The sequence below is a fragment of the Limosilactobacillus gastricus PS3 genome (genome assembly GCF_000247775.1).
Classification (GTDB): Bacteria; Bacillota; Bacilli; order Lactobacillales; family Lactobacillaceae; genus Limosilactobacillus; species Limosilactobacillus gastricus_A.
Genome location: NZ_AICN01000077.1, coordinates 34140 through 53644, shown reverse-complemented (window position 1 = coordinate 53644; position 19505 = coordinate 34140). Strand labels below are relative to the sequence as shown.

Below are 19505 nucleotides of genomic sequence, written 5' to 3'. Positions count from 1 at the left end.
TTTAATTTGCTGATCAATAATGCTTCTAGTTAGCTTATGGTATAATAAAACCAGTATTGTCAGAAAGGAATCCGACTGTGAAACAAGTGATAAATAGACAAAATTTGGATCAATTTTTGCGGCGGACGACGGTCCTGTGGATCTTAGTTTTTGCATTCGTGATCGCCATCATCGGGATTATCATCGGTTTGATGTATGATTGGCGAATTGGGGCTAGTCTAGCCGTGATTGTATTAATAGGGATGATCTACTCCTTTGCTCGGCTCCAACGGATCAATAATGACACTGAAGCGTATCTAAACCAATTGGCTGTTCAAGTTAATCAAAGCCAGGAAGAGGCCTTGCTGGAGATGCCAATTGGCATGATCTTGTTAACCGATGAAAACATTATCAAATGGATTAATCCTTATATGGCGAAGTATTTTGATCCGCAAGAAATGATTGTGGGACGAAAACTAGCGATGGTTGATGATGACTTAGCCAAATTAGTAGCCAAACATCGCCATGATGATCAGACTTCAGTGGTTGAGTGGCAGGATTATAAATTCGAACTCCAAGTTCAGGATCAATTTAATACGGTTTATTTAACTGACATCACGGACTACGAGGAAATCTCGGATCGTTATCAGCGAGAACAACTTTTCCTGGGAAATATTTTCCTAGATAATTATGATGAAATTACTAAGGGAATGAGTGATTCAATGGTTTCGAATCTCAGTAACTATGTTACTTCTCAATTGAGTCAGTGGGCCAAGGATCATGATCTTTTGTTAAAGGTGATTGATGATGATAACTATTTATTAATCGGTCATAACTATTCCTTAAAAACTCTCGAAAACGAAAATTTCGACGTTCTAGATACCATCCGTCAAAATACTTCCCAACAAAATTCGCCGGTAACGATTAGTATGGGAATCGCCTATGGGCAAAGTAATTTAATTCGCTTAGCTAATATGGCCCAAAAGAACTTGGATTTGGCCCTCGGTCGTGGAGGAGATCAAGTAGTTGTGCGGATGGAAAGTGGTCAGGCGCGGTTCTTTGGTGGTAAGACCAATCCAATGGAAAAGCGAACGCGGGTCCGGGCACGGATGATTAGCCAGGCGTTACGTGATTTAATGAATCAGGCTGATAATATTTTCGTGATTGGACATACTCGCCCAGACTTAGACTCGATTGGAGCCTGTTTTGGTATTCGCCGCTTGGCGGAAATGAATGATCACGAAAGCTGGATTGTACTGGATGATGATGAAACTAATCATTCTGATATTGAACGCTTAATGGGTGAAGTTGATAATTATCAAAGTATCAAAGAACACATTATTAACCCTGAGGAAGCCTTAAAAAAGGCCACGGATGCTAGTTTACTAATTATGGTTGATCATTCTAAACCAAGTTTGTCAGCGTTCCCCAAATTAACCGAACGGCTAGCTAACCGGCTCGTGATTATTGATCATCACCGTCGGGGAGAAGAATTTCCGGAAAATCCCCTGTTGGTTTATATTGAACCATATGCATCGTCAACTTGTGAATTGATTACGGAAATGTTTGAATACCAACCACGAGAAAGCAAGGGATTAAATAGACTTGAAGCAACCGCAATGTTGGCTGGAATCCGAATCGATACTAAGTCTTTCAGCCAAAATGCAGGAACGCGGACATACGATGCAGCATCTTACTTACGGTCGGCTGGGGCTGATGGCAAAATGATTCAATATTTAACCAAAGAGACCCCCGCTAACTTTATTCAACGGAACCATCTAATTGATACGGCTGAATTTATTGATGATGCCATGGCGATTTGTGCCGGTGCCGATGATCAGACATATGATTCCGTGATTGCGGCGCAGGCGGCGGATATGCTTTTACAAGTGTCAGGGATTCAAGCGTCCTTTGTGATTACGCGACAGAGTCCTGACATCGTTGGAATTTCGGCCCGCTCAATCGGTGACTTCAATGTTCAAGTTATTATGGAGCGCTTAGGTGGTGGTGGACACTTAACTAATGCTGCGACACAGATTAAAGATACGACGGTCGAAGCGGTTAAAGCGCAGTTAATTACTGAATTAACCAGTGATCAAGAAGCAGAATCAGAAACGGAGGAAGAGTAAAATGAAGGTTATTTTTACTGAAGATGTTAAGGGACGCGGTAAGCGAGGCGAAGTGAAAGAAGTTTCTGACGGCTATGCCCAGAACTTCTTGATTCCACGCGGGAAAGCTAAGGCTGCAAATAAGGCCGCAATGAGCGAATTAGCGGGACAAAAACGGTCGGAAGAAAAGCATGCGGCTGAAGAATTAGCCGAGGCAAAGAAACTTAAAAAAGTCTTGGAAGACGATAAAACCGTTGTTGAATTACAAGGAAAAGCTGGTTCAGATGGTCGGATGTTTGGTTCGGTTTCAACTAAGCAGATTGCGGCAGCCTTGGAGAAACAATATCAAATTAAGTTAGATAAGCGAAAGATGGAGCTTGCCGCCCCAATTAAGTCGTTGGGTTATGTTAATGTTCCGGTAAAACTCCATCATGAAGTCGAAGCAACCTTACGGGTACACATTGCAGAAAAATAAATGTAAGAACTGAGGGAATCATGGATAATACGGCAGAACTCACGCGGACACCACCGCGGAACCTTCAAGCAGAACAAGCCGTTTTAGGGTCAGCCTTATTAACAAAGGACGCCATTGTGGAAGCAATGGAGTTCGTCCAACCTGATGATTTTTATAGCCGTCAACATCAAATCCTCTATGCGGCCATGTTGCACCTTAATGACCAAGATCAACCGATTGATGTCATTAACTTACAAAACGAACTCACGCGGACTAACCAATTGGATAATGTGGGGGGAGTGCAATATTTAGCCGAATTAGCAGCAGCAGTTCCAACGGCGGCTAATGTGGCTTATTACGCTCGCATCGTCCGTGATAAGGCGACGGCCCGGCGTTTGATTGAAACCGCAACTAAGATTGCGAGTGAAGGCTATGAGGATCGTCAAGATGTGACGACGATGTTGGACGAAGCTGAACGATCAATTTTAAGTGTTGCTGAGAGTAACACGCAAACTGATCTCCAAAGCATCAATACACTTTTAGGGCAATCAGCTGATCACTTACAAGAATTAGCACAACAGACGACGGATGTAACGGGACTTCCAATGGGTTATCAACAATTGGATCGAATGACAACCGGCTTACATGCGGACGAATTGATCATTTTAGCAGCCCGGCCGGCAATGGGAAAAACGGCCTTTGTCTTAAATATTGCACAAAATGTGGCAGCTCATAGCCAGGAACGACCAACTGTGGCAATTTTTAGCCTAGAAATGGGAGCTGAATCACTGGTAAATCGGATGTTGTGTGCCGAAGGAAACATCAACGCCAATCACTTGCGAACTGGGAATATGAATGCCGATGAGTGGGAACAATTTTGGGTAGCGTCACAGACCTTGAGTGAAGCCAAAATTTTTATTGATGACACGCCAGGAATTAAAGTTGCTGAAATTCGGGCGAAGTGCCGACGACTTGCCAAGCGTGAAGGAAATCTAGGTTTAATTGTGATTGATTATCTTCAATTGATTGAAGGATCCAACTCGGAAAGTCGGCAACAAGAAGTTTCGGAAATTTCGCGACAATTAAAGAAACTTGCTAAAGAATTAAGTGTGCCAGTAATCGCCTTATCCCAATTATCACGGGGAGTGGAACAGCGCCAAGACAAACGGCCAGTTTTATCAGATATTCGAGAATCAGGGTCGATTGAACAAGATGCGGATATTGTTGGTTTCCTATATCGGGAAGACTACTATACTCGTGAACAGGGTGCTGAGCAACAAGATGAAACCAATAGTTTAAGTGAAGTTGAAGTAATTATTGAAAAGAACCGGAGTGGCCCACGGGGAACGGTTAAACTCCTCTTCAATAAGGCTTATAATAAGTTCGCTTCAATTGATTATGAAGAAGCTTAAATTATCAAAGAACCTGGGAGCTATTTGCCTGCCAGGTTCTTTTGGTATACAAAAAAACCGACCACCTAAAGTGATCGGTTACAATGGGCAGTCAGGGGATCGAACCCTGGACACCCGGATTAAGAGTCCGGTGCTCTGCCAGCTGAGCTAACTGCCCGTGTCTCGTCTTTGACAACACAAATTATAATATCAGGTACCCTTTAGTTTGGCAATACTTTTTAGTAACTTTTTATAAAAAGTTGCCGAATCAACGGATCACGATCTGCTTCGCCTATGTTGTTAAGACGAGTACTACTTAACTTAATTAGGCTCTTCGATAGTAAAAGCCTCCAAATACTAAAATACAAAAAATTAAATAAGCTCCCAACGAGACCCCATTTACCAGCGCATTAACAAAGATTACGGCTGTAAAAGTGTAACAAAAATATCGATAGAAATGAAAGTTAGCGGGATTTTTAAAAGCACCTCTAAAGGCAAGTACAATGAGCAGAATCACAAAACCAAGAAAAGCAAAAAGTTCTCGATAGTTATTACTAAGCGATAAATCGGTATGATTCATTAAACTAGCAAAAAAGATGAGGGCAATCCCAATTGTTCCCACCAACGATAAGAAGATTTTCTTCATGGTCACTACCTCCGTTAAGTTTGTACAACATTATTATCTCATAACTAGCAATTATTATAAATAAATTACTGAAAAAATAGTGCCCCTTGGTTTTGCCAAATGAACAGTCTTGGCTGTTCATGCTATAATGGACCTATCGCATAAGTGCCAACGAGAGATGTATTTTCGGAGGGGAAGCATGTCTAAAAAAATTTTGGTTGTTGATGATGAAAAACCAATTTCAGATATCATCAAATTTAATCTCGAAAAAGAAGGTTATGAAGTTGTCGTCGCCTTTGATGGCGAGGAAGCTTTAGAAAAAGTTGAATCAGAAAAACCGGACTTATTAGTCTTAGATCTAATGTTACCAAAGGTAGATGGGCTTGAAGTGGCTAAGCAGGTTCGGGCTAAATATACCACTCCTATTATCATGGCCACGGCTAAGGATTCCGAGCTTGATAAGGTGTTGGGGCTCGAATTAGGGGCAGATGATTACGTTACCAAGCCGTTCTCAAATCGAGAGCTAGTTGCCCGAGTTAAAGCTAATTTAAGACGTCAAGAAGTTGTGACCAGTGCAGTGGAAGATGGACGAGAAGCCGATATCCAAATTGGTGACTTAACGATTCATCCAGATGCCTACACAGTAACGAAACGTGGTGAAAACATTAATTTAACTCACCGAGAATTTGAATTGCTGCATTATTTAGCTCAACACCAAGGCCAAGTCATTAATCGCGAAAATCTGTTGCAAACAGTATGGGGTTATGATTACTTTGGGGATGTGCGAACGGTCGACGTGACCGTGCGGCGACTTCGGGAAAAGATTGAAGATAATCCAAGCCACCCGCAATGGTTGATTACCCGGCGGGGGGTTGGTTACTTCTTAGCTAATCCTAATCAGAATTAGGGAGCCAAACGATTGAACAGTAAAATTAAATTTTATCAATCAATCCAATATAAAATCGCCCTTGTCTTTGTTCTAATGTTGATTTTGACATTAGAAATAGTGGGGGCGCTTTTTGTGCGTCAATTAGAACACGAAAACTTAACTAATTTTAAGCAACAAATTGAGTTGCCTTCATACGTTGAGAATTCTTTAACCCAAGAGTTAATCCAGACGAACACCAAGACCGCCAATCGGAATATTAACTCCACTCTACAAAAGGTTGAGAATAATAGTATTACTGAAATCCGCGTGGTTGACGCTAAAGGGATTATTCGAGGGACCAGCAATCGGGATCAAAGTGTTGTCGGTCAAAAAGCCAATACCAAAATCGTCAAGAATACCCTGGTGAATAATCGAAGTCATTCCGAAACGGTTTATGACAGTGACAGTAAGATCCACTATTATGTCACGACGATTCCTTTAATGAGTGGCGATACAAATAATGTGGTGGGGGTTGTATATATTCGAGCTAGCTTAGAGAGTGTATACAGTACCGTTACCAGTATCTCGTTAATATATTTATCGGCTACGGTGATTACCATCATCATTGGTTTGATTTTATCCATTATCATTTCCCGGGAAATTACCCGACCAATTGAAGAAATGCGGAAACAAACCTTACGGATCGCGCGGGGGGATTTCTCAGGGCGCGTTAAAGTTAATGGCAATGATGAGCTTGGTCAGTTGTCAGCGGCAATTAACAACCTGTCCATTCGGGTAGAAGAATCACAAGAATCAACGGATGCTGAACGGCGTCGGCTCGATGGAGTTCTGGCTCACATGTCTGATGGGGTCTTAGCAACGGATCGGCGCGGAAATGTGATTATTATCAATAATATGGCATTGCAACTATTAGGGGTTGATGATGAGAAAGAAGTGATCGGGCAGTCGATTCTGGGGGTTTTAGATATCCGTAAAAATTACAGTATTCGTGACCTAGTAGAAAATGAACAGGCCCAAAATGAAGTGATTCTAGACGGTTTAACCGATGACACAATTATCAGTGCTTCTTTTTCCCCCATCCAACGGGAATCAGGTTTCGTGAGTGGGCTAGTCTGTGTTCTTCACGATATTACGGATCAAGTACAAGAAGAAGAGGAACGTAAACAATTCGTTTCAAATGTTTCCCATGAATTACGGACCCCTTTAACGAGTGTCCGAAGTTATGTGGAAGCGCTTAGTGATGGGGCGATCAATGATCCAGAATTGAGTCCCCGTTTTCTAAAGGTAGTTGAAGATGAAACCGAGCGGATGATCCGGATGATTAATGATCTGTTAAGCTTATCGCGAATGGATTCAGGGACCACCAAGTTAGATTTGGAATATGTTAACATTGGGGAACTTTTTAACTATATTTTGAACCGCTTTGACATGATCATTAAAAATGAAACGGCGGATGATTCCGATCAAAAGAAATATACCATTGATCGGCATATTACTAACAAGAGTTTATGGGTAGAAATTGATCCCGATAAGTTCACGCAGGTAATCGATAATATTATGAACAACGCGGTTAAATATTCACCAGATGGTGGGGTGATTACGGCTCGATTAACTGACACCCATAATCATGTCATTTTGAGTATTACTGACCAAGGATTGGGGATTCCGCGTAAAGATTTACGACACGTTTTTGACCGATTCTTCCGAGTTGACAAAGCTCGTTCTCGTAAACAAGGAGGAACTGGCTTAGGGTTAGCGATTTCTAAAGAGGTAATTAACCTATTGGGTGGTCAAATTTGGGTTAACAGTACGGAAGGGAAAGGATCAACCTTTTATATTGCTTTACCATACGTACCATTTGAGGAGGATGACTGGGATGATCAAGTGGATGAAGACTAACTTACTGCCACTCGGGGTAATCATTGCGGTGGTGATTAGTGTGGTCCTATCAATTAGTGTCTGGATAAATCCTTACCAAGCCAATCGGATTCCAGCAAGTAATAGTACTAGTTCAACTAATGATTCACTTACTTCCATGGGGAGTGTTTATCAGGCTAATCAGGTGGTCGTAACGAAACAAGATGGGAGTCAACAGCTGTTATATAATCAAAAGCGCAACCCGGCGCTAACGATTCAACAAGCCCTAACAAAAGCCAAAATGAGTGGGCTTAATCGGGTTGCGAATGGTGATAGTGGGAAATATTTGGATTATTTACGGATGGCCAACACCGTGACAATTTCCTTCCCTGATCAAATTTCCATGACAGTCTTTAATCAAGTTTTTGACCAGTCCCTAGATGCCGATCGGTTGGCAACGGTTAATTATGTGGTGGTGCCCTTAAATGATCGTAGCCGAGTATATCTGCTCGCGGATCAGGGCAAGAAGGTCTATCGGGTCAAGGTTGATCAATTAAGTTTAAAGACAATTAAGCAGTCCCTTAAAGGTGGTCGACGGGTGGATGTTGATCATAAGATTGTTAACGGCACGCCAATTTTATCTTATCCGCACGAATATACGCTACCTACCTATTCTTATGATGTTAGTCAACATAATGTTGATAACTTAGCCCAGACCTTATTAGCTACTGCTAATTCCAATACAATTGATACAGAAAGAAATGGGAATCAAATCATCTATACGAATGGGAATTCGCATCGGATGACCTATAACCGTCAAACTGGTAGTATCCAATACGATAATTATCTAGGTAAAGATCAAAAATATGGTCGACAAAGTTTGGAAAGTCATCTCTATAATCGCCTTAAAAAGCTGAGTATTGATCTAACGGGAATTTACTTTGATACGGTTTCACAAGCTGGTCAAACGGTTACTTACCGTAGCTTTGTCCAAGGCTTCCCGATTTTTAGTAGTCGAAATTATGGAACCATCTTAATTAAATCCAATAATGATGGGATGGAACGCTACCAATTATCAAATTATTATTTGGGTCTTCCTCAAACTAGTGATGGCACGACAGTTACCATGCCCTCATCGGCCGTGGTTTCCAATGCTTTGAAGGAAAGCGGCCAATTAAAAAAGGTTAAGGGGATGCGGATTGGTTACACGTGGAACAATGATGATACTGAAACGGTAACTTTGGAACCCACCTATTATGTTTATTACAATGGAAATTGGGTACCATATCAGACTTTACTCAAGGAGGAATAGACGATGAATTTCCGGCGAATTCAGGGCATCTTTTTGATTGCCTTTGTCATTTTGGATATTGTGCTCGTCATTTCCTTTTTTTGGGGATTTTGGCGGGTCCAGTCCAACTCAGGACAAAGCGTTAGCCAACAAGCAATGCTGCTTCGCGAATTGAAAACGGATTCGATCACGGTGCCTAAATTATCCAATCATCAGCCTAGGGGCTATTATATAAGTGTTAATTCGTCCACTGATTTGGGTGATGAAGTAACAAGTTTGACGCGGCAAAGTGCTTATTGGTCCGGAACACAAATTACGTCGACCTTTAATACTGCCCTTGCTAATCAAAAATCTACAATTAAAAGTTGGTTAAGAAGTAATTCTCGCATTGCACACGGACAGAGCTATCAAGTCAATCAAGATTTTTCAACCAAAAGTCGCTTAGTTTATACGCAGATGATTGATGGCATTCCGGTTCTAGATGCTACCGGAAGAATCCAATTTCGGGTGAGTGGTCAGAAATTAACCGGTTACACCCAAACCTATTTAAAAGGGATCAAAGTACTTCGCCAACAGGTGAGTGCGATTAGTTCGCAACAAGCAGTTGCGGTTTTGTATCGGCATAATGAAATCCCAAGTAATTCCAAAGTTATTTGGCTTCAATATGGCTTTTCCAAAGTTAGTTCATCAGACAATCAGGATATCTATGCGCCAATCTGGGAAGCTAAGGTAAGAGATCGCTCCAATAATAAAACTACTTATTTAAGGGTTAACGCTATTACGGGAACGATTATTCAAACAAATGATTAGAGGTAATCAGCTTGTCATTAGAAAAGGAATTAAAATACAGTATTTTAGCCAGCGGCAGTACCGGTAATTCAACCTATATTGAAACCGGTCAGCACCGTATTTTAATAGATGCTGGATTAAGCGGGAAGAAAATTGAAGAACGGTTACAGGCCATTGGTCGATCGATGACGGATATTGAAGCGATTTTTGTGACGCATGAACATAGCGACCATATCCAAGGCGTTGGGGTACTTGCACGGCGGTATGGGGTGAATGTCTATGCTAATCAAGGTACCTGGGATGCGATGAGCAACAAAATTGGCAAGGTCAAAAGTGAGCAATGCTTTGAAGTTCAGCCCGGTCAAGTAATCGATTTTGGCGATTTGCAGGTGGAATCATTTGCGGTTTCTCACGATGCGGCCCAACCCCAGTTTTATCAGATTCATCACGATGATAAAAGCTTGTGTCTGTTAACTGACACGGGATATGTATCAGAGCGGATGGTCGGCATTATTCAAAATGCGGATGCCTATTTAATGGAATGTAATCATGACACGGAGATGTTGCGGAATGGACCTTATACCTGGTCATTAAAGCAGCGGATTTTAGGGGATGAAGGTCATTTATCCAACGAAGAGGGAGCGGCGGCCTTAATTTCAGTAATTGGCGATCGAACCAAAGAAGTGATTTTGGGACACCGGAGTCAACATAATAACTTACGATCACTAGCCCATCTGACGGTTGCCGAAGAGCTAGAAACCCATGACCTGGGGGTAGATCATGATTTTAAACTGATTGATGCCGAACCGGATCAGGCCTTGGGCTTAACAATTTTGTAAAGATATATGAACAGCTTTTTCACGATCCTCTGGTAAAATAAAATTAACTATGGGGTACGGAGGAAATGATCAATGCGAAATTCCAATCATGGTCGCAATCGACAATTATTCTGGATGAAAGTGGCCACTGTTGGGATAGTTGCGGGCTTAATCGGCGGTGGGATTTTTTGGGGTGTTCAAAAAACCATTAGCAGTGTTTGGCCGACGATCGTCAGCACGGTGGCCAGTGGCTTTGGATCTTCTGGGGGAGCCAAGGTTCATAATAGTAAAGTGGCGACCAGCAGCTCCACCAAGGCTTATAACAAGGTGAAAGGGGCCGTGGTCAGTGTTATTAATCAGCAAAGTACGAGTACCAGTAACATGGGTGACTTTGGCTATTCATCCAGTTCCTCTTCCGCGAATAGTTCGGGTTTAGAAACAGCGGCTGAAGGTTCGGGAGTGATTTATAAAAAATCAGCGGGGACGGCCTATATTGTGACTAATAATCATGTGGTCTCAGGAGCGAGTGCCGTTAGTGTTATTCTGGCGTCTGGTCGGAAGGTTTCAGCTAAAATTGTTGGGACGGATGAAACGACAGATTTAGCAGTGCTCAAGATTAGTGCGAGTCATGTTAAGACGGTTGCTGAATTTGGAAATTCAAAACAGGTTCAAGCGGGACAAGATGTCCTCGCGATTGGCTCGCCAATGGGAACGGAGTACGCTAATTCAGTAACTAAAGGGATTGTCTCCGCCGTTAATCGGACTATTCGAGCTAGTGATGCTTCGGTAGCAACCAAGGTGATCCAGACTGATACCGCAATTAATTCTGGAAATTCGGGTGGTCCCTTGATTAATATGGCGGGGCAAGTGATTGGTATTAACTCGATGAAGTTATCATCAAGCATTGATGGAACTAGTGTTGAAGGGATGGGCTTTGCCATTCCAAGTAACGAAGTGGTTAGCGTCATTAACCAACTGGTGAAGAACGGTTCCATTTCCCGACCATCATTAGGAATTAGCATGTTAGATTTAGATAGTGTAACGGAAAGTGATCAGACCGAAGTATTGAAATTACCAACTAACGTAACCTCCGGCGTGGTGGTAATGAGTGTGACCGATGATGGAGCGGCTGCTAAGGCCGGGCTTAGTCAATATGATGTCATCACTAAATTTGGGAAAACAACGGTGACGGATGCTAGTGATTTACGGACGGCTTTATATAAATATAAAGTGGGTGATCGAGTCAAAATTACTTATTACCATGATGGTCAGGAAAAAACGGCAACCGTTACCTTGTCAGAAGCTAGCAACAGTAGTAGCAGTACAAATAGTTAATCATGAAGCTTGAAGTAAGGATTTTGGGTAAATTTACTTCGAGCTTTTTTGTGGAAAAAGATATCCACAAGTTATCCACAGGTGGAACAAGGACTGATATAATAGGCTTTACTAATCCTTAAGAATTTATCCACAGGTTATAAATATGAATGTGGATAAGTGGATTAAATAAAATGAAAATCGTTAAAAACGTTGATTTAACAGGTTTTGATGATGTAGAGTTCAGCAAAGTTAAATTGTGGATAACTGTGGATAACTCATGTGGAAAACCAGCAAACTCGAAAGACTATCCACAAAACGGTGTGGATATGTTGTGGAAAACTTGTGGATAAGTGGAAAAGGAGCAGGAAACAAATGACGATCAAAATAATCGGAGTAGGTAAACTCAAAGAAAAGTATTTTAAAGCAGGTATCGCGGAGTATGCCAAACGCTTCAATCGCTATACCAAATTTGAAATAATTGAAGTTCCAGATGAGAAGGCCCCAGAGTCATTAAGTTCTGCCGAAATGCAGAGCGTAATGGAAAAAGAAGGAGCTCGCATTCTAGATAAGATTAAAGATCGGGAATACGTTTTTGCTTTAGCAATTCAAGGTCAAGAACGATCATCCGAGGAGTTTGCTAAGGAGATTAATCAACTAACCACTTATGGTCATAGTGATTTGACTTTTGTGATTGGTGGCTCATTGGGGTTGAGTCAAGCGGTTATGCAACGGGCCAATACGACCATTTCTTTTGGACGGTTTACTTTACCACACCAGTTAATGCGATTGGTATTAACAGAGCAGGTTTATCGTGCCTATACCATTATTAATGGGTTGCCTTACCATAAATAAATAGAGATAGTATGCAGGAACTTCATTGTGATGAAGTGAACCTCATACTATCTCTATTTTTTAAACTTATGGCTTAATTTCGTGACTAGAATGACCACCGTTTAAAATAGTCAGGACATCATCAAGGGCGAAGTCAACCATGTTTTGAACAGCAATATTAGTAAAGAAGGCAACATGGGGAGTTAAAATAACATTCTCTAAAGCGTGGAGTTTAGCAATTTGAGGATCCGAAATTACTTTTTGACGCAGGTCAGCATTGAAGACGGGTCCCTCACCTTCAACCGTATCTAAGGCGACTGCTTTAATTGTATGTGCTTCTAAAGCGGCAATTAGATCACTGGTATTAACGACTGGTCCCCGACTAGCATTAACGAGGCCGGCGCTATTTTTCATTAATTGGAAATCTGATGCCGTTAATAAATTAACGGAAGTTGGGTTAAGATCTACATGTAACGAAACCACGTCACTTTGTTGAAGAAGTTCATCTTTAGAAACATATTCAACAATTCCTGCTAAGTCACTCCGGGGGTTGACATCATAGCCTAAGACGCGGGCATCTAAGGCCTTTAAAAGTTTGGCGAGGGTTCCACCAATACGGCCAACTCCGATAATTCCAATAGTGGCTGAATGAATTTCGATCGATTGTAAACCAGCCCAGCGGAAGTCATTTTGCGCAACGCGGTGGTCAAAGGCATAGGTGTTTCGTAATAAACGAAAAATTTGCATGAGAGCAAATTCGGCAACGCTTCGTGGGGAGTAGGCCGGGACATTGGTAACGATTAACCCATTTTCATGAGCTAAGGGGACATTCACCATATCATAACCGGCCGTTCGTGATGCTAGTTGCTTTAAGCCGTGTTCCTTTAAGATGGGGTAAACATGGTCGGGAACGGGATCCCGTTGTTGGATCACTAAACCATCGATATCAGTGGTCAGATCGAGGGCGTCTTCAATTAATTTTGGGGTGGTTTTGATGGTGATATTATGTTGTTCAGCATATTGGTTGATTGCATCCATTTCATCATCACGAACACTTGTCATTAAGATTGTGGTCATTGGGAAAACTCCTTTCTAATTAAGAAAATTCTGGATTCGGCTAATCGCCGTTTTCAAATCATCTAAACTGGTGGCGTAACTCATCCGCAAATAACCCTCCCCACCAGGTCCGAAGAAAGATCCAGGGATGGTGGCAACTTGAGCTTCTTGTGCCAAATCACGGGCAAACTGGACATCGTCACTCCCAAACTGACGAGGAATTTGCGCGAAGATATAAAAGGCCCCGTTTGGTTTGGCTACTGTAAAGCCAAGATTAGTTAGTTCTTCAACCATGTAATCTCGCCGGATCTGGTAAGCGGCGCGCATTTCAACGGATGCTTGTCGACCGGTTTCCGTTCCAAAACAAGGGACGGCGGCGGCCATGGCTGGATCAGATGGGGAAGTAATCATTAAATTATGGACGAGACTGACTTTTTGCATGATTTCTGTCGGTCCGGCAATGAAGCCAATCCGATAACCAGTCATGGCATGGGACTTCGAAGCCCCATTTAAGACTAAGGTTTGTTCAGGTAAATAAGTAGCGATCGAAACGTGTTGACCATCATATAAGAGTTCCGAGTAGATTTCATCTGCAATCACCACCGCCTTGCTCTGGGCGAGTACCTCTGCTAAGGCCTGCAAGTCGCTAGCGGAATAAGTAACTCCCGTTGGATTGGAGGGGTAGTTTAAAATAACCGCTTTGACGGCAGGACCGTATTCATCGAGCGCAGCTTTTACCATCGCTGGCGACAAGACGAAGTTATTAGAACTCGTATCAAGATTAATCGGGACGCCGCCTAACATCCGGACCACCGTTTCATAAAGCGGGAAGGTAGGAGTGGGGATCAAAACCTTATCTCCAGGATTAAGCAGGGCATTTAAGGAAGCATAGATGGCCTCTGTCGCACCGATCGTCACCACTATTTCTTGGTCAGGACTGTAAGTTAATTGGTAGCGGACCTTTAAAAAGTCAGCAATGGCCTTTCGCAGGGCCACAGAGCCAGTTCCGGGAGCATAATGAGAGTCATTATTTTCGATACTGGCAATAGCGGCTTGTTTACCGATTTCCGGGACGTTAAAATCTGGTTCACCTAAGGTTAATTTGACAATATCGGGGATGGAACTAATTTCTTGATTGAAGGTTAAAATATTATTGGGTTTAATTTCATCAAGATGGTAATTATAGCGAATCGCTAAATTTGAATGTGGCATGGTTGTCCTCCTTATAAACAAAAATCCGGGGTTGATTTCTCAACACCCGGATGGCTATCGTGATTTATTCTTTAGTAAAAGAAGATCATGAATGGCTTCCGGGATAAGTCCTAGAAACCATCACAAAACGTTCTGGTCCTAGGAATGCTGGAACCAGAAATAAAAGGTCGTCTTTAATTGTAAGTTTGTTAGACCTGACATAATGAACCTCGTTTACTAATTGATAGTTTTATTCTAATTTAATTTTAATAATTGTCAAGAGGGATTTCTGAATCGTCAATTATTTCCCGGGCAATATAATGGGTAAACTCTTGAAAAATCCGGATGTAACCGGATCATAGCTAGTCAGGTTTCCAAAGATTCGTTATCATAAAATTGGAAATCAACTAAGCGCGCCTTCGATTTCAAATTAATTAAAAGTTTGAGGTGGTCAAATGAACTTAGGTCAACAATTAAAAGCATCAAGACAAGCACGACAAGTGACCCAAGCCCAAATAGCCAAGGATTTGTCCGTATCACGAAAAACAATTTCAAGTTGGGAAAATGAACGCTCGTATCCTGATCTTGCGATGTTGATTCGACTGAGTGAATATTTTGACCTCTCGATTGATCAATTATTGAAGGAGGACGGGAAAATGAAAGATCAAATTATTAAACAACAAGTCAGAAAGAATATTCGACCATTAATGGTCTTGTTACAATTTATCAACCTAATCTGTTTGGTTTTTATTTTGGCGGATGCAAACAGGGCGATTAATAGTTCTGACTTAGTTGGTTACATCTTTGTGGCAATTGTGATTTTAAATAGTATTGCCATTTTATATGGTGTCGCAATCGAGATGAAGGTAAATAATGATCAAAAAAAGCAAGAACGGATTGAAACCATCATGAAAAGTAATTGGCTCTTGGTGACTTCAATTGGATTAGTTGTCATTGGCGGAATGACGGCAATGTTAATCAATGACGATCTCTTTTCGTATTTAGGCGGGGCAATTTTCGGAGTTGGCGCTACCTTGATTCTGATTCATGTCGTCTTAAAATATAAACGATAAATAAAATGGCTGGTGAAGAAAGGTGATCTTCCCAGCCATTTTATTGTTTGATAGTTGAATTACCAAAGTATTGTTGCAGAAATTCGGTAATGTGGTCTTGATAATCAACGGGATTAATCCAAAAACTTTCCGCATGGGTAGCTTGGTTAACCAGCCAGAGTTTCTTCGGTGCTTCCGTTGCTTGATAATTTTCCAGGGCCATCCAACTAGGAACATATACGTCTTTTTCGCCATGGATAAAGAAAATCGGTCGCGTATTTTTCTTGAGTTGGTTCGTTGATGAAACGTCTTTAAGGTAATATCCTAAGCGATGACGATTAATGGTTGAGACCATTGGTAAAAAAGGATGGGCCGGTAAGTGATATTGCCGTTTGAGCAGATATTGCAACTCATCTTCAATACTGGAATAGCCACAATCAGCAATAATGCATTTAACTTGTGCGGGCAACTCATCCCCACTTAACATTTCAACGGTTGCCCCACCCATGGAAACCCCAAAGAGGACGATTTTGACTTGGTCACCCAGCCGCGTAATTAATTTATGGAGCCAGGTCTGGTAATCAATGCGGTCTAACCAACCAAAACTAATGTAACTACCGGCACTTTGACCATGACCACGATCATCTGGTAATAAAACGTTAAAACCAAGTTCATAAAACATTTTTGCGTAATTAGCCATCGTTTCGCCATTACCTTTGTAACCATGTGAGATTACTACGGCTTTTAGTGATGGTTCTTTGGCTGGAATAAAGTATGCAGACATTAAGTCGTCATCGTCATCCATCGAAAAGGTCCAATGTTCCTTATTAACCTTTTTAAACCAAGCGACGTAATCCCAATATAGGTCGGCATATTTTTGTTTGTCAGCTGAGGTCTCCGGGACATAATTAACCCGTTGAAAGGCAATTTTAAATAATTTTTCACTTACCAGGAAACTAATTCCAGCTGCTCCTAGGACGGTTGCTAATCCTGAAAGCATTAATTTTTGTTTTTCTGATGGCATCAGATCACCTCGCTAGATAAAAAAGACCGCCCAAGCAGTCTTAATTTTAGATATAGCTATATTTTACTCGTCCCGTAGCGAAAAGCCTAAAAATCTGTTCAGGCTTCAAAATATTGGAGAAGGTCAGCTTCAGATAAGTCTGAACGTTCGGGGCCTTTAACGTCTAGGACGATTTGACCCTGATTTAAGATGATGATTCGATTACCATACTTTAAAGCATCTTTAATTTGATGGGTAATCATAATGCAGGTTAGTTCTTGTTGGGTGACGACTTGATCCGTCAAGGCCATTAACTGGTGGCTAGTATTGGGATCTAGGGCTGCCGTATGTTCATCCAATAAGAGTAGTTGGGGTTTAGTCATGGTCGCCATTAAAAAACTCAGGGTTTGCCGCTGGCCACCTGAAAGATCGCCGGCGGCGGTGGTCAAACGATCACTTAAGCCGTTGGGTAATTGACTGGTTAATTGCTTAAATTCGTCAAGATGGGCATTTAATCTTCGCGGGATCAAGGAGCGTCGTTGGCCACGCTTAGCGGCTAAGAGAAGGTTTTCGGCGACCGTCATCCGGGGAGCAGTACCTAATTTTGGATCTTGAAAGACTTGGGCAATGTATTTGGCCCGCTTCGCCTCTGGTAATTTCGTGACCGGATGTTGGTCAATTACTACTTGACCATGGCTTGGTCTTAAAGAACCATTAATAACGTTTAACAGCGTCGACTTACCGGCCCCATTGGTCCCCAGTAGGGTGATGAATTCGCCTTGTTCAACCGTTAGATTTAAGTCTTTTAAGATAGCCCGTTCATTAGGAGTCCCAGTATTAACAGTCGTTTCAATATGGTTAAGTTCTAGTAAAGTCGTCATGATTTTTGCCCTCCTTGGTTGAATAAGTGATCGAGTTTTAGCTTGTGGCGGAGTACTGGAATAGCTAAACAAAGGGCCAGGATGATGGCGGAGAGGAGTTTAGTGTCATTGGTATTAAAGCCAAGTTGTAAGACAATTAAGATGACAAAACGGTAAGCAATGCTCCCGATAATAATGGCAATTAACCGACCACTTAAAGAGAGGTTTGGTAATAGGACTTCTCCGATAATGATGGCGGCTAAGCCGATCACAATTGTACCGATTCCCATATTGACGTCCGCGTAGCCATCATGTTGGGCAATCATCCCGCCAGCTAAACCAATGATCCCGTTTGAAACCATTAAACCAAGGATCTTGGTATTATCGGTGTTAATCCCAAAGGAAGCCGCCATGCGTTCATTATCACCAGTGGCGACAAACGCCTGACCTAAATCAGTATTAATAAAGCCGGTTAAGAGGGTAATCACAACTACTACGAAGATGACTCCAATTACAATGGCACCCAAATAATCTGGTAGTTGTTGAATGAAGTCATAATTAAAAAAGGTCTGATAATTCAATAAACCGACATTCGATCGACCAAGGATCCGTAGATCAATGGAATACATCCCCGTCATTACTAAGATTCCCGCGAGAATATTGGGAATGTTTAATTTGGTGTATAAAAGGCCTGTGGCTAGGCCAGCTAAGGCCCCGGCTAAAAGGGAGACTAGTAAGCCAATAAATGGTGATAAACCATGCGTAATGGCAGCGACACAGACACAAGCGCCTAAGGGAAAAGTTCCTTCAACGGTTAAGTCTGGAAAATCAAGAATTCGAAAGGTAAGATACAGGCCAAGTCCTAAAAGCCCCCAGAGGAGACCTTGACCGATAGCGGAAAGAATAATACTCATTTGTAAATAACCCCGTCTTTCTTGGCACTATTTAAAATTGATTGTGGAATGGTGATGTTAAACTTCTTGGCGGCAGTAGTGTTGATGTAGTAATGACCGGTTTTGACATGTTGAACGGGCATGGCAGAAGGTTTCTTACCCTTCAGAATTTGACCGGCCATTTTCCCAGTTAACACACCCATATCATATTGACTGATACTGTAGGTAGCCACGGCACCCGATTTAATCATGGATTGGACACTCCCAAAAACGGGAACATTCGCACTATCAGTATTCTTTAAAAGGGTCTGGATTCCAGCGGCAACCGTATTGTCAGTTGGTACGTAAACCGCTTCAACTTCACTCGCCATATTGGCGCTGACTTGGTCAATATCATTAGTGGAAGTAATAGTGTAAGTCTTAACCGTGATCCCTTGTTTTTCCATTAGTGATTGGAATAACTTCACTTCACCGGTGGCCGCATCATCACCCGCGTTATAGATGACTCCGATAGTTTTAACGTTGGGTAATAAGGTCCGAATTAACTTGGCTTGTTGAGCGACGGGTTCAACGTGCTGAACCCCGGTAACATTATTGCCCGTGTGCTTTAAGCTTTTGACAATTCCTGAGCCAACGGGATCGGAGACCGCCCCCATAACAATCGGCGTTTTGCTGGAAGCATTAGCGAGCGCTTGGACGGCTTGAGTAGTAATTCCAATGGTAACTTTAGCGTTTTCGTTTTTAAATTTTTCTGCCATACTCTTCAAGTTACTTTGATCGTTTTCCGCATTTTGAAAATCAATCTTGATGTTTTTTCCGTTAACGTAACCCTCTTCTTTCAAACCGGCGATGACGCCTTTATGAATTTGATTCAGTGACGGATGTGACATCAATTGTAAGATACCGACCGTGGGTTTAGTTGAATTTGAGCGTTGGCTAAGTTGATTGCCAACTAAGGCAATGATCACGACGGCGACTAAAATCCCAATAATAGTGTATAAACGTTTCATAATGTTAATTCCTCCAATTGATTTAAAAGGCTAATTTTCAAATAAAAAACCGGCATTCCCGAGTAAACAGGAATGCCGGTTTGGCAACTCC

General features: G+C 41.9%; 18 protein-coding genes and 1 tRNA gene. 11 read left to right on the top strand and 8 right to left on the bottom strand.

Going from position 1 to position 19505, the window contains the following annotated elements; genetic code table 11:
* Nucleotides 1-77 precede the first annotated feature (77 nt).
* From PS3_RS08995 to dnaB, 3 genes are read left to right on the top strand one after another with little or no spacing between them, the layout of a single operon-like run.
* A complete protein-coding gene (locus tag PS3_RS08995; RefSeq protein WP_040468791.1) occupies nt 78-2108 on the top strand; it encodes a DHH family phosphoesterase in 2031 nt (676 codons plus the stop codon).
* A gap of 1 nt (nt 2109) precedes the next feature.
* The gene (gene rplI / locus PS3_RS08990; protein ID WP_007122756.1) at nt 2110-2562 is read left to right on the top strand and encodes a 50S ribosomal protein L9; all 453 of its coding nucleotides are present in this window, start codon (nt 2110-2112) and stop codon (nt 2560-2562) included.
* A 20-nt stretch (nt 2563-2582) separates the two neighbouring features.
* A complete protein-coding gene (gene dnaB / locus PS3_RS08985; RefSeq protein ID WP_007122755.1) occupies nt 2583-3953 on the top strand; it encodes a replicative DNA helicase in 1371 nt (456 codons plus the stop codon).
* 84 nt (nt 3954-4037) lie between these two features.
* On the opposite strand, the gene PS3_RS08980 is transcribed toward dnaB, so the two are convergent.
* Nucleotides 4038-4110, bottom strand: a tRNA-Lys gene (locus PS3_RS08980).
* A gap of 147 nt (nt 4111-4257) precedes the next feature.
* Complete coding sequence (locus tag PS3_RS08975; protein WP_040468790.1) at nt 4258-4578, bottom strand: hypothetical protein; 321 nt, start codon at nt 4576-4578, stop codon at nt 4258-4260.
* Between the two features lie 178 nt (nt 4579-4756).
* Here PS3_RS08975 and yycF point away from each other — a divergent pair, with 178 nt between their 5' ends.
* The 7 genes from yycF to rlmH all read left to right on the top strand — a co-directional run bounded on the left by yycF (nt 4757) and on the right by rlmH (nt 12370).
* Nucleotides 4757-5464, top strand: coding sequence for a response regulator YycF (gene yycF / locus PS3_RS08970; RefSeq protein ID WP_007122754.1), 708 nt, complete (start codon nt 4757-4759; stop codon nt 5462-5464).
* A 12-nt stretch (nt 5465-5476) separates the two neighbouring features.
* On the top strand, nt 5477-7345 hold the full coding sequence (walK, locus tag PS3_RS08965) for a cell wall metabolism sensor histidine kinase WalK (RefSeq protein ID WP_007122753.1): 1869 nt from the start codon (nt 5477-5479) through the stop codon (nt 7343-7345).
* Nucleotides 7323-8615, top strand: a complete 1293-nt coding sequence (gene yycH, locus PS3_RS08960) for a two-component system activity regulator YycH (protein WP_007122752.1) — start codon at nt 7323-7325, stop codon at nt 8613-8615. The genes walK and yycH overlap by 23 nt, the downstream gene beginning before the upstream one ends.
* Nucleotides 8616-8618: 3 nt before the next feature.
* Complete coding sequence (locus PS3_RS08955; protein WP_007122751.1) at nt 8619-9404, top strand: two-component system regulatory protein YycI; 786 nt, start codon at nt 8619-8621, stop codon at nt 9402-9404.
* Nucleotides 9405-9415: 11 nt separating this feature from the next.
* Nucleotides 9416-10222 (top strand): MBL fold metallo-hydrolase, encoded by an 807-nt coding sequence (locus PS3_RS08950; protein WP_007122750.1) that lies wholly within the window; start codon nt 9416-9418, stop codon nt 10220-10222.
* Nucleotides 10223-10294: 72 nt separating this feature from the next.
* A complete protein-coding gene (locus tag PS3_RS08945; protein WP_007122749.1) occupies nt 10295-11536 on the top strand; it encodes a S1C family serine protease in 1242 nt (413 codons plus the stop codon).
* Between the two features lie 354 nt (nt 11537-11890).
* Nucleotides 11891-12370, top strand: coding sequence for a 23S rRNA (pseudouridine(1915)-N(3))-methyltransferase RlmH (gene rlmH / locus PS3_RS08940; protein WP_007122748.1), 480 nt, complete (start codon nt 11891-11893; stop codon nt 12368-12370).
* Between the two features lie 66 nt (nt 12371-12436).
* On the opposite strand, the gene PS3_RS08935 is transcribed toward rlmH, so the two are convergent.
* Together PS3_RS08935 and PS3_RS08930 are read right to left on the bottom strand one after the other, a co-directional pair.
* Nucleotides 12437-13426 carry a D-2-hydroxyacid dehydrogenase gene (locus tag PS3_RS08935; RefSeq protein ID WP_007122747.1) on the bottom strand — a complete coding sequence of 330 codons (990 nt, stop codon included), beginning with the start codon at nt 13424-13426 and terminating at the stop codon, nt 12437-12439.
* A gap of 15 nt (nt 13427-13441) precedes the next feature.
* Nucleotides 13442-14617: an aminotransferase class I/II-fold pyridoxal phosphate-dependent enzyme gene (locus tag PS3_RS08930; protein WP_007122746.1), complete on the bottom strand. Its 1176-nt coding sequence runs from the start codon at nt 14615-14617 to the stop codon at nt 13442-13444.
* Nucleotides 14618-15051: 434 nt separating this feature from the next.
* Between PS3_RS08930 and PS3_RS10010 the strand changes: the two genes are divergently transcribed.
* Nucleotides 15052-15669, top strand: coding sequence for a helix-turn-helix domain-containing protein (locus tag PS3_RS10010; protein ID WP_050950915.1), 618 nt, complete (start codon nt 15052-15054; stop codon nt 15667-15669).
* A gap of 40 nt (nt 15670-15709) precedes the next feature.
* Here PS3_RS10010 and PS3_RS08920 read toward each other — a convergent pair whose 3' ends face one another.
* From PS3_RS08920 to trpX, 4 genes are all read right to left on the bottom strand, one after another.
* On the bottom strand, nt 15710-16648 hold the full coding sequence (locus PS3_RS08920) for an alpha/beta hydrolase (RefSeq protein WP_412768444.1): 939 nt from the start codon (nt 16646-16648) through the stop codon (nt 15710-15712).
* 122 nt (nt 16649-16770) lie between these two features.
* The gene (locus PS3_RS08915) at nt 16771-17532 is read right to left on the bottom strand and encodes an ABC transporter ATP-binding protein (protein ID WP_007122744.1); all 762 of its coding nucleotides are present in this window, start codon (nt 17530-17532) and stop codon (nt 16771-16773) included.
* Nucleotides 17529-18425, bottom strand: coding sequence for an ABC transporter permease (locus tag PS3_RS08910; protein WP_007122743.1), 897 nt, complete (start codon nt 18423-18425; stop codon nt 17529-17531). Before PS3_RS08910 ends, PS3_RS08915 begins: the two co-directional genes overlap by 4 nt.
* The gene (trpX, locus tag PS3_RS08905; protein ID WP_007122742.1) at nt 18422-19414 is read right to left on the bottom strand and encodes a tryptophan ABC transporter substrate-binding protein; all 993 of its coding nucleotides are present in this window, start codon (nt 19412-19414) and stop codon (nt 18422-18424) included. The genes PS3_RS08910 and trpX overlap by 4 nt, the downstream gene beginning before the upstream one ends.
* Between the last annotated feature and the right edge of the window lie 91 nt (nt 19415-19505).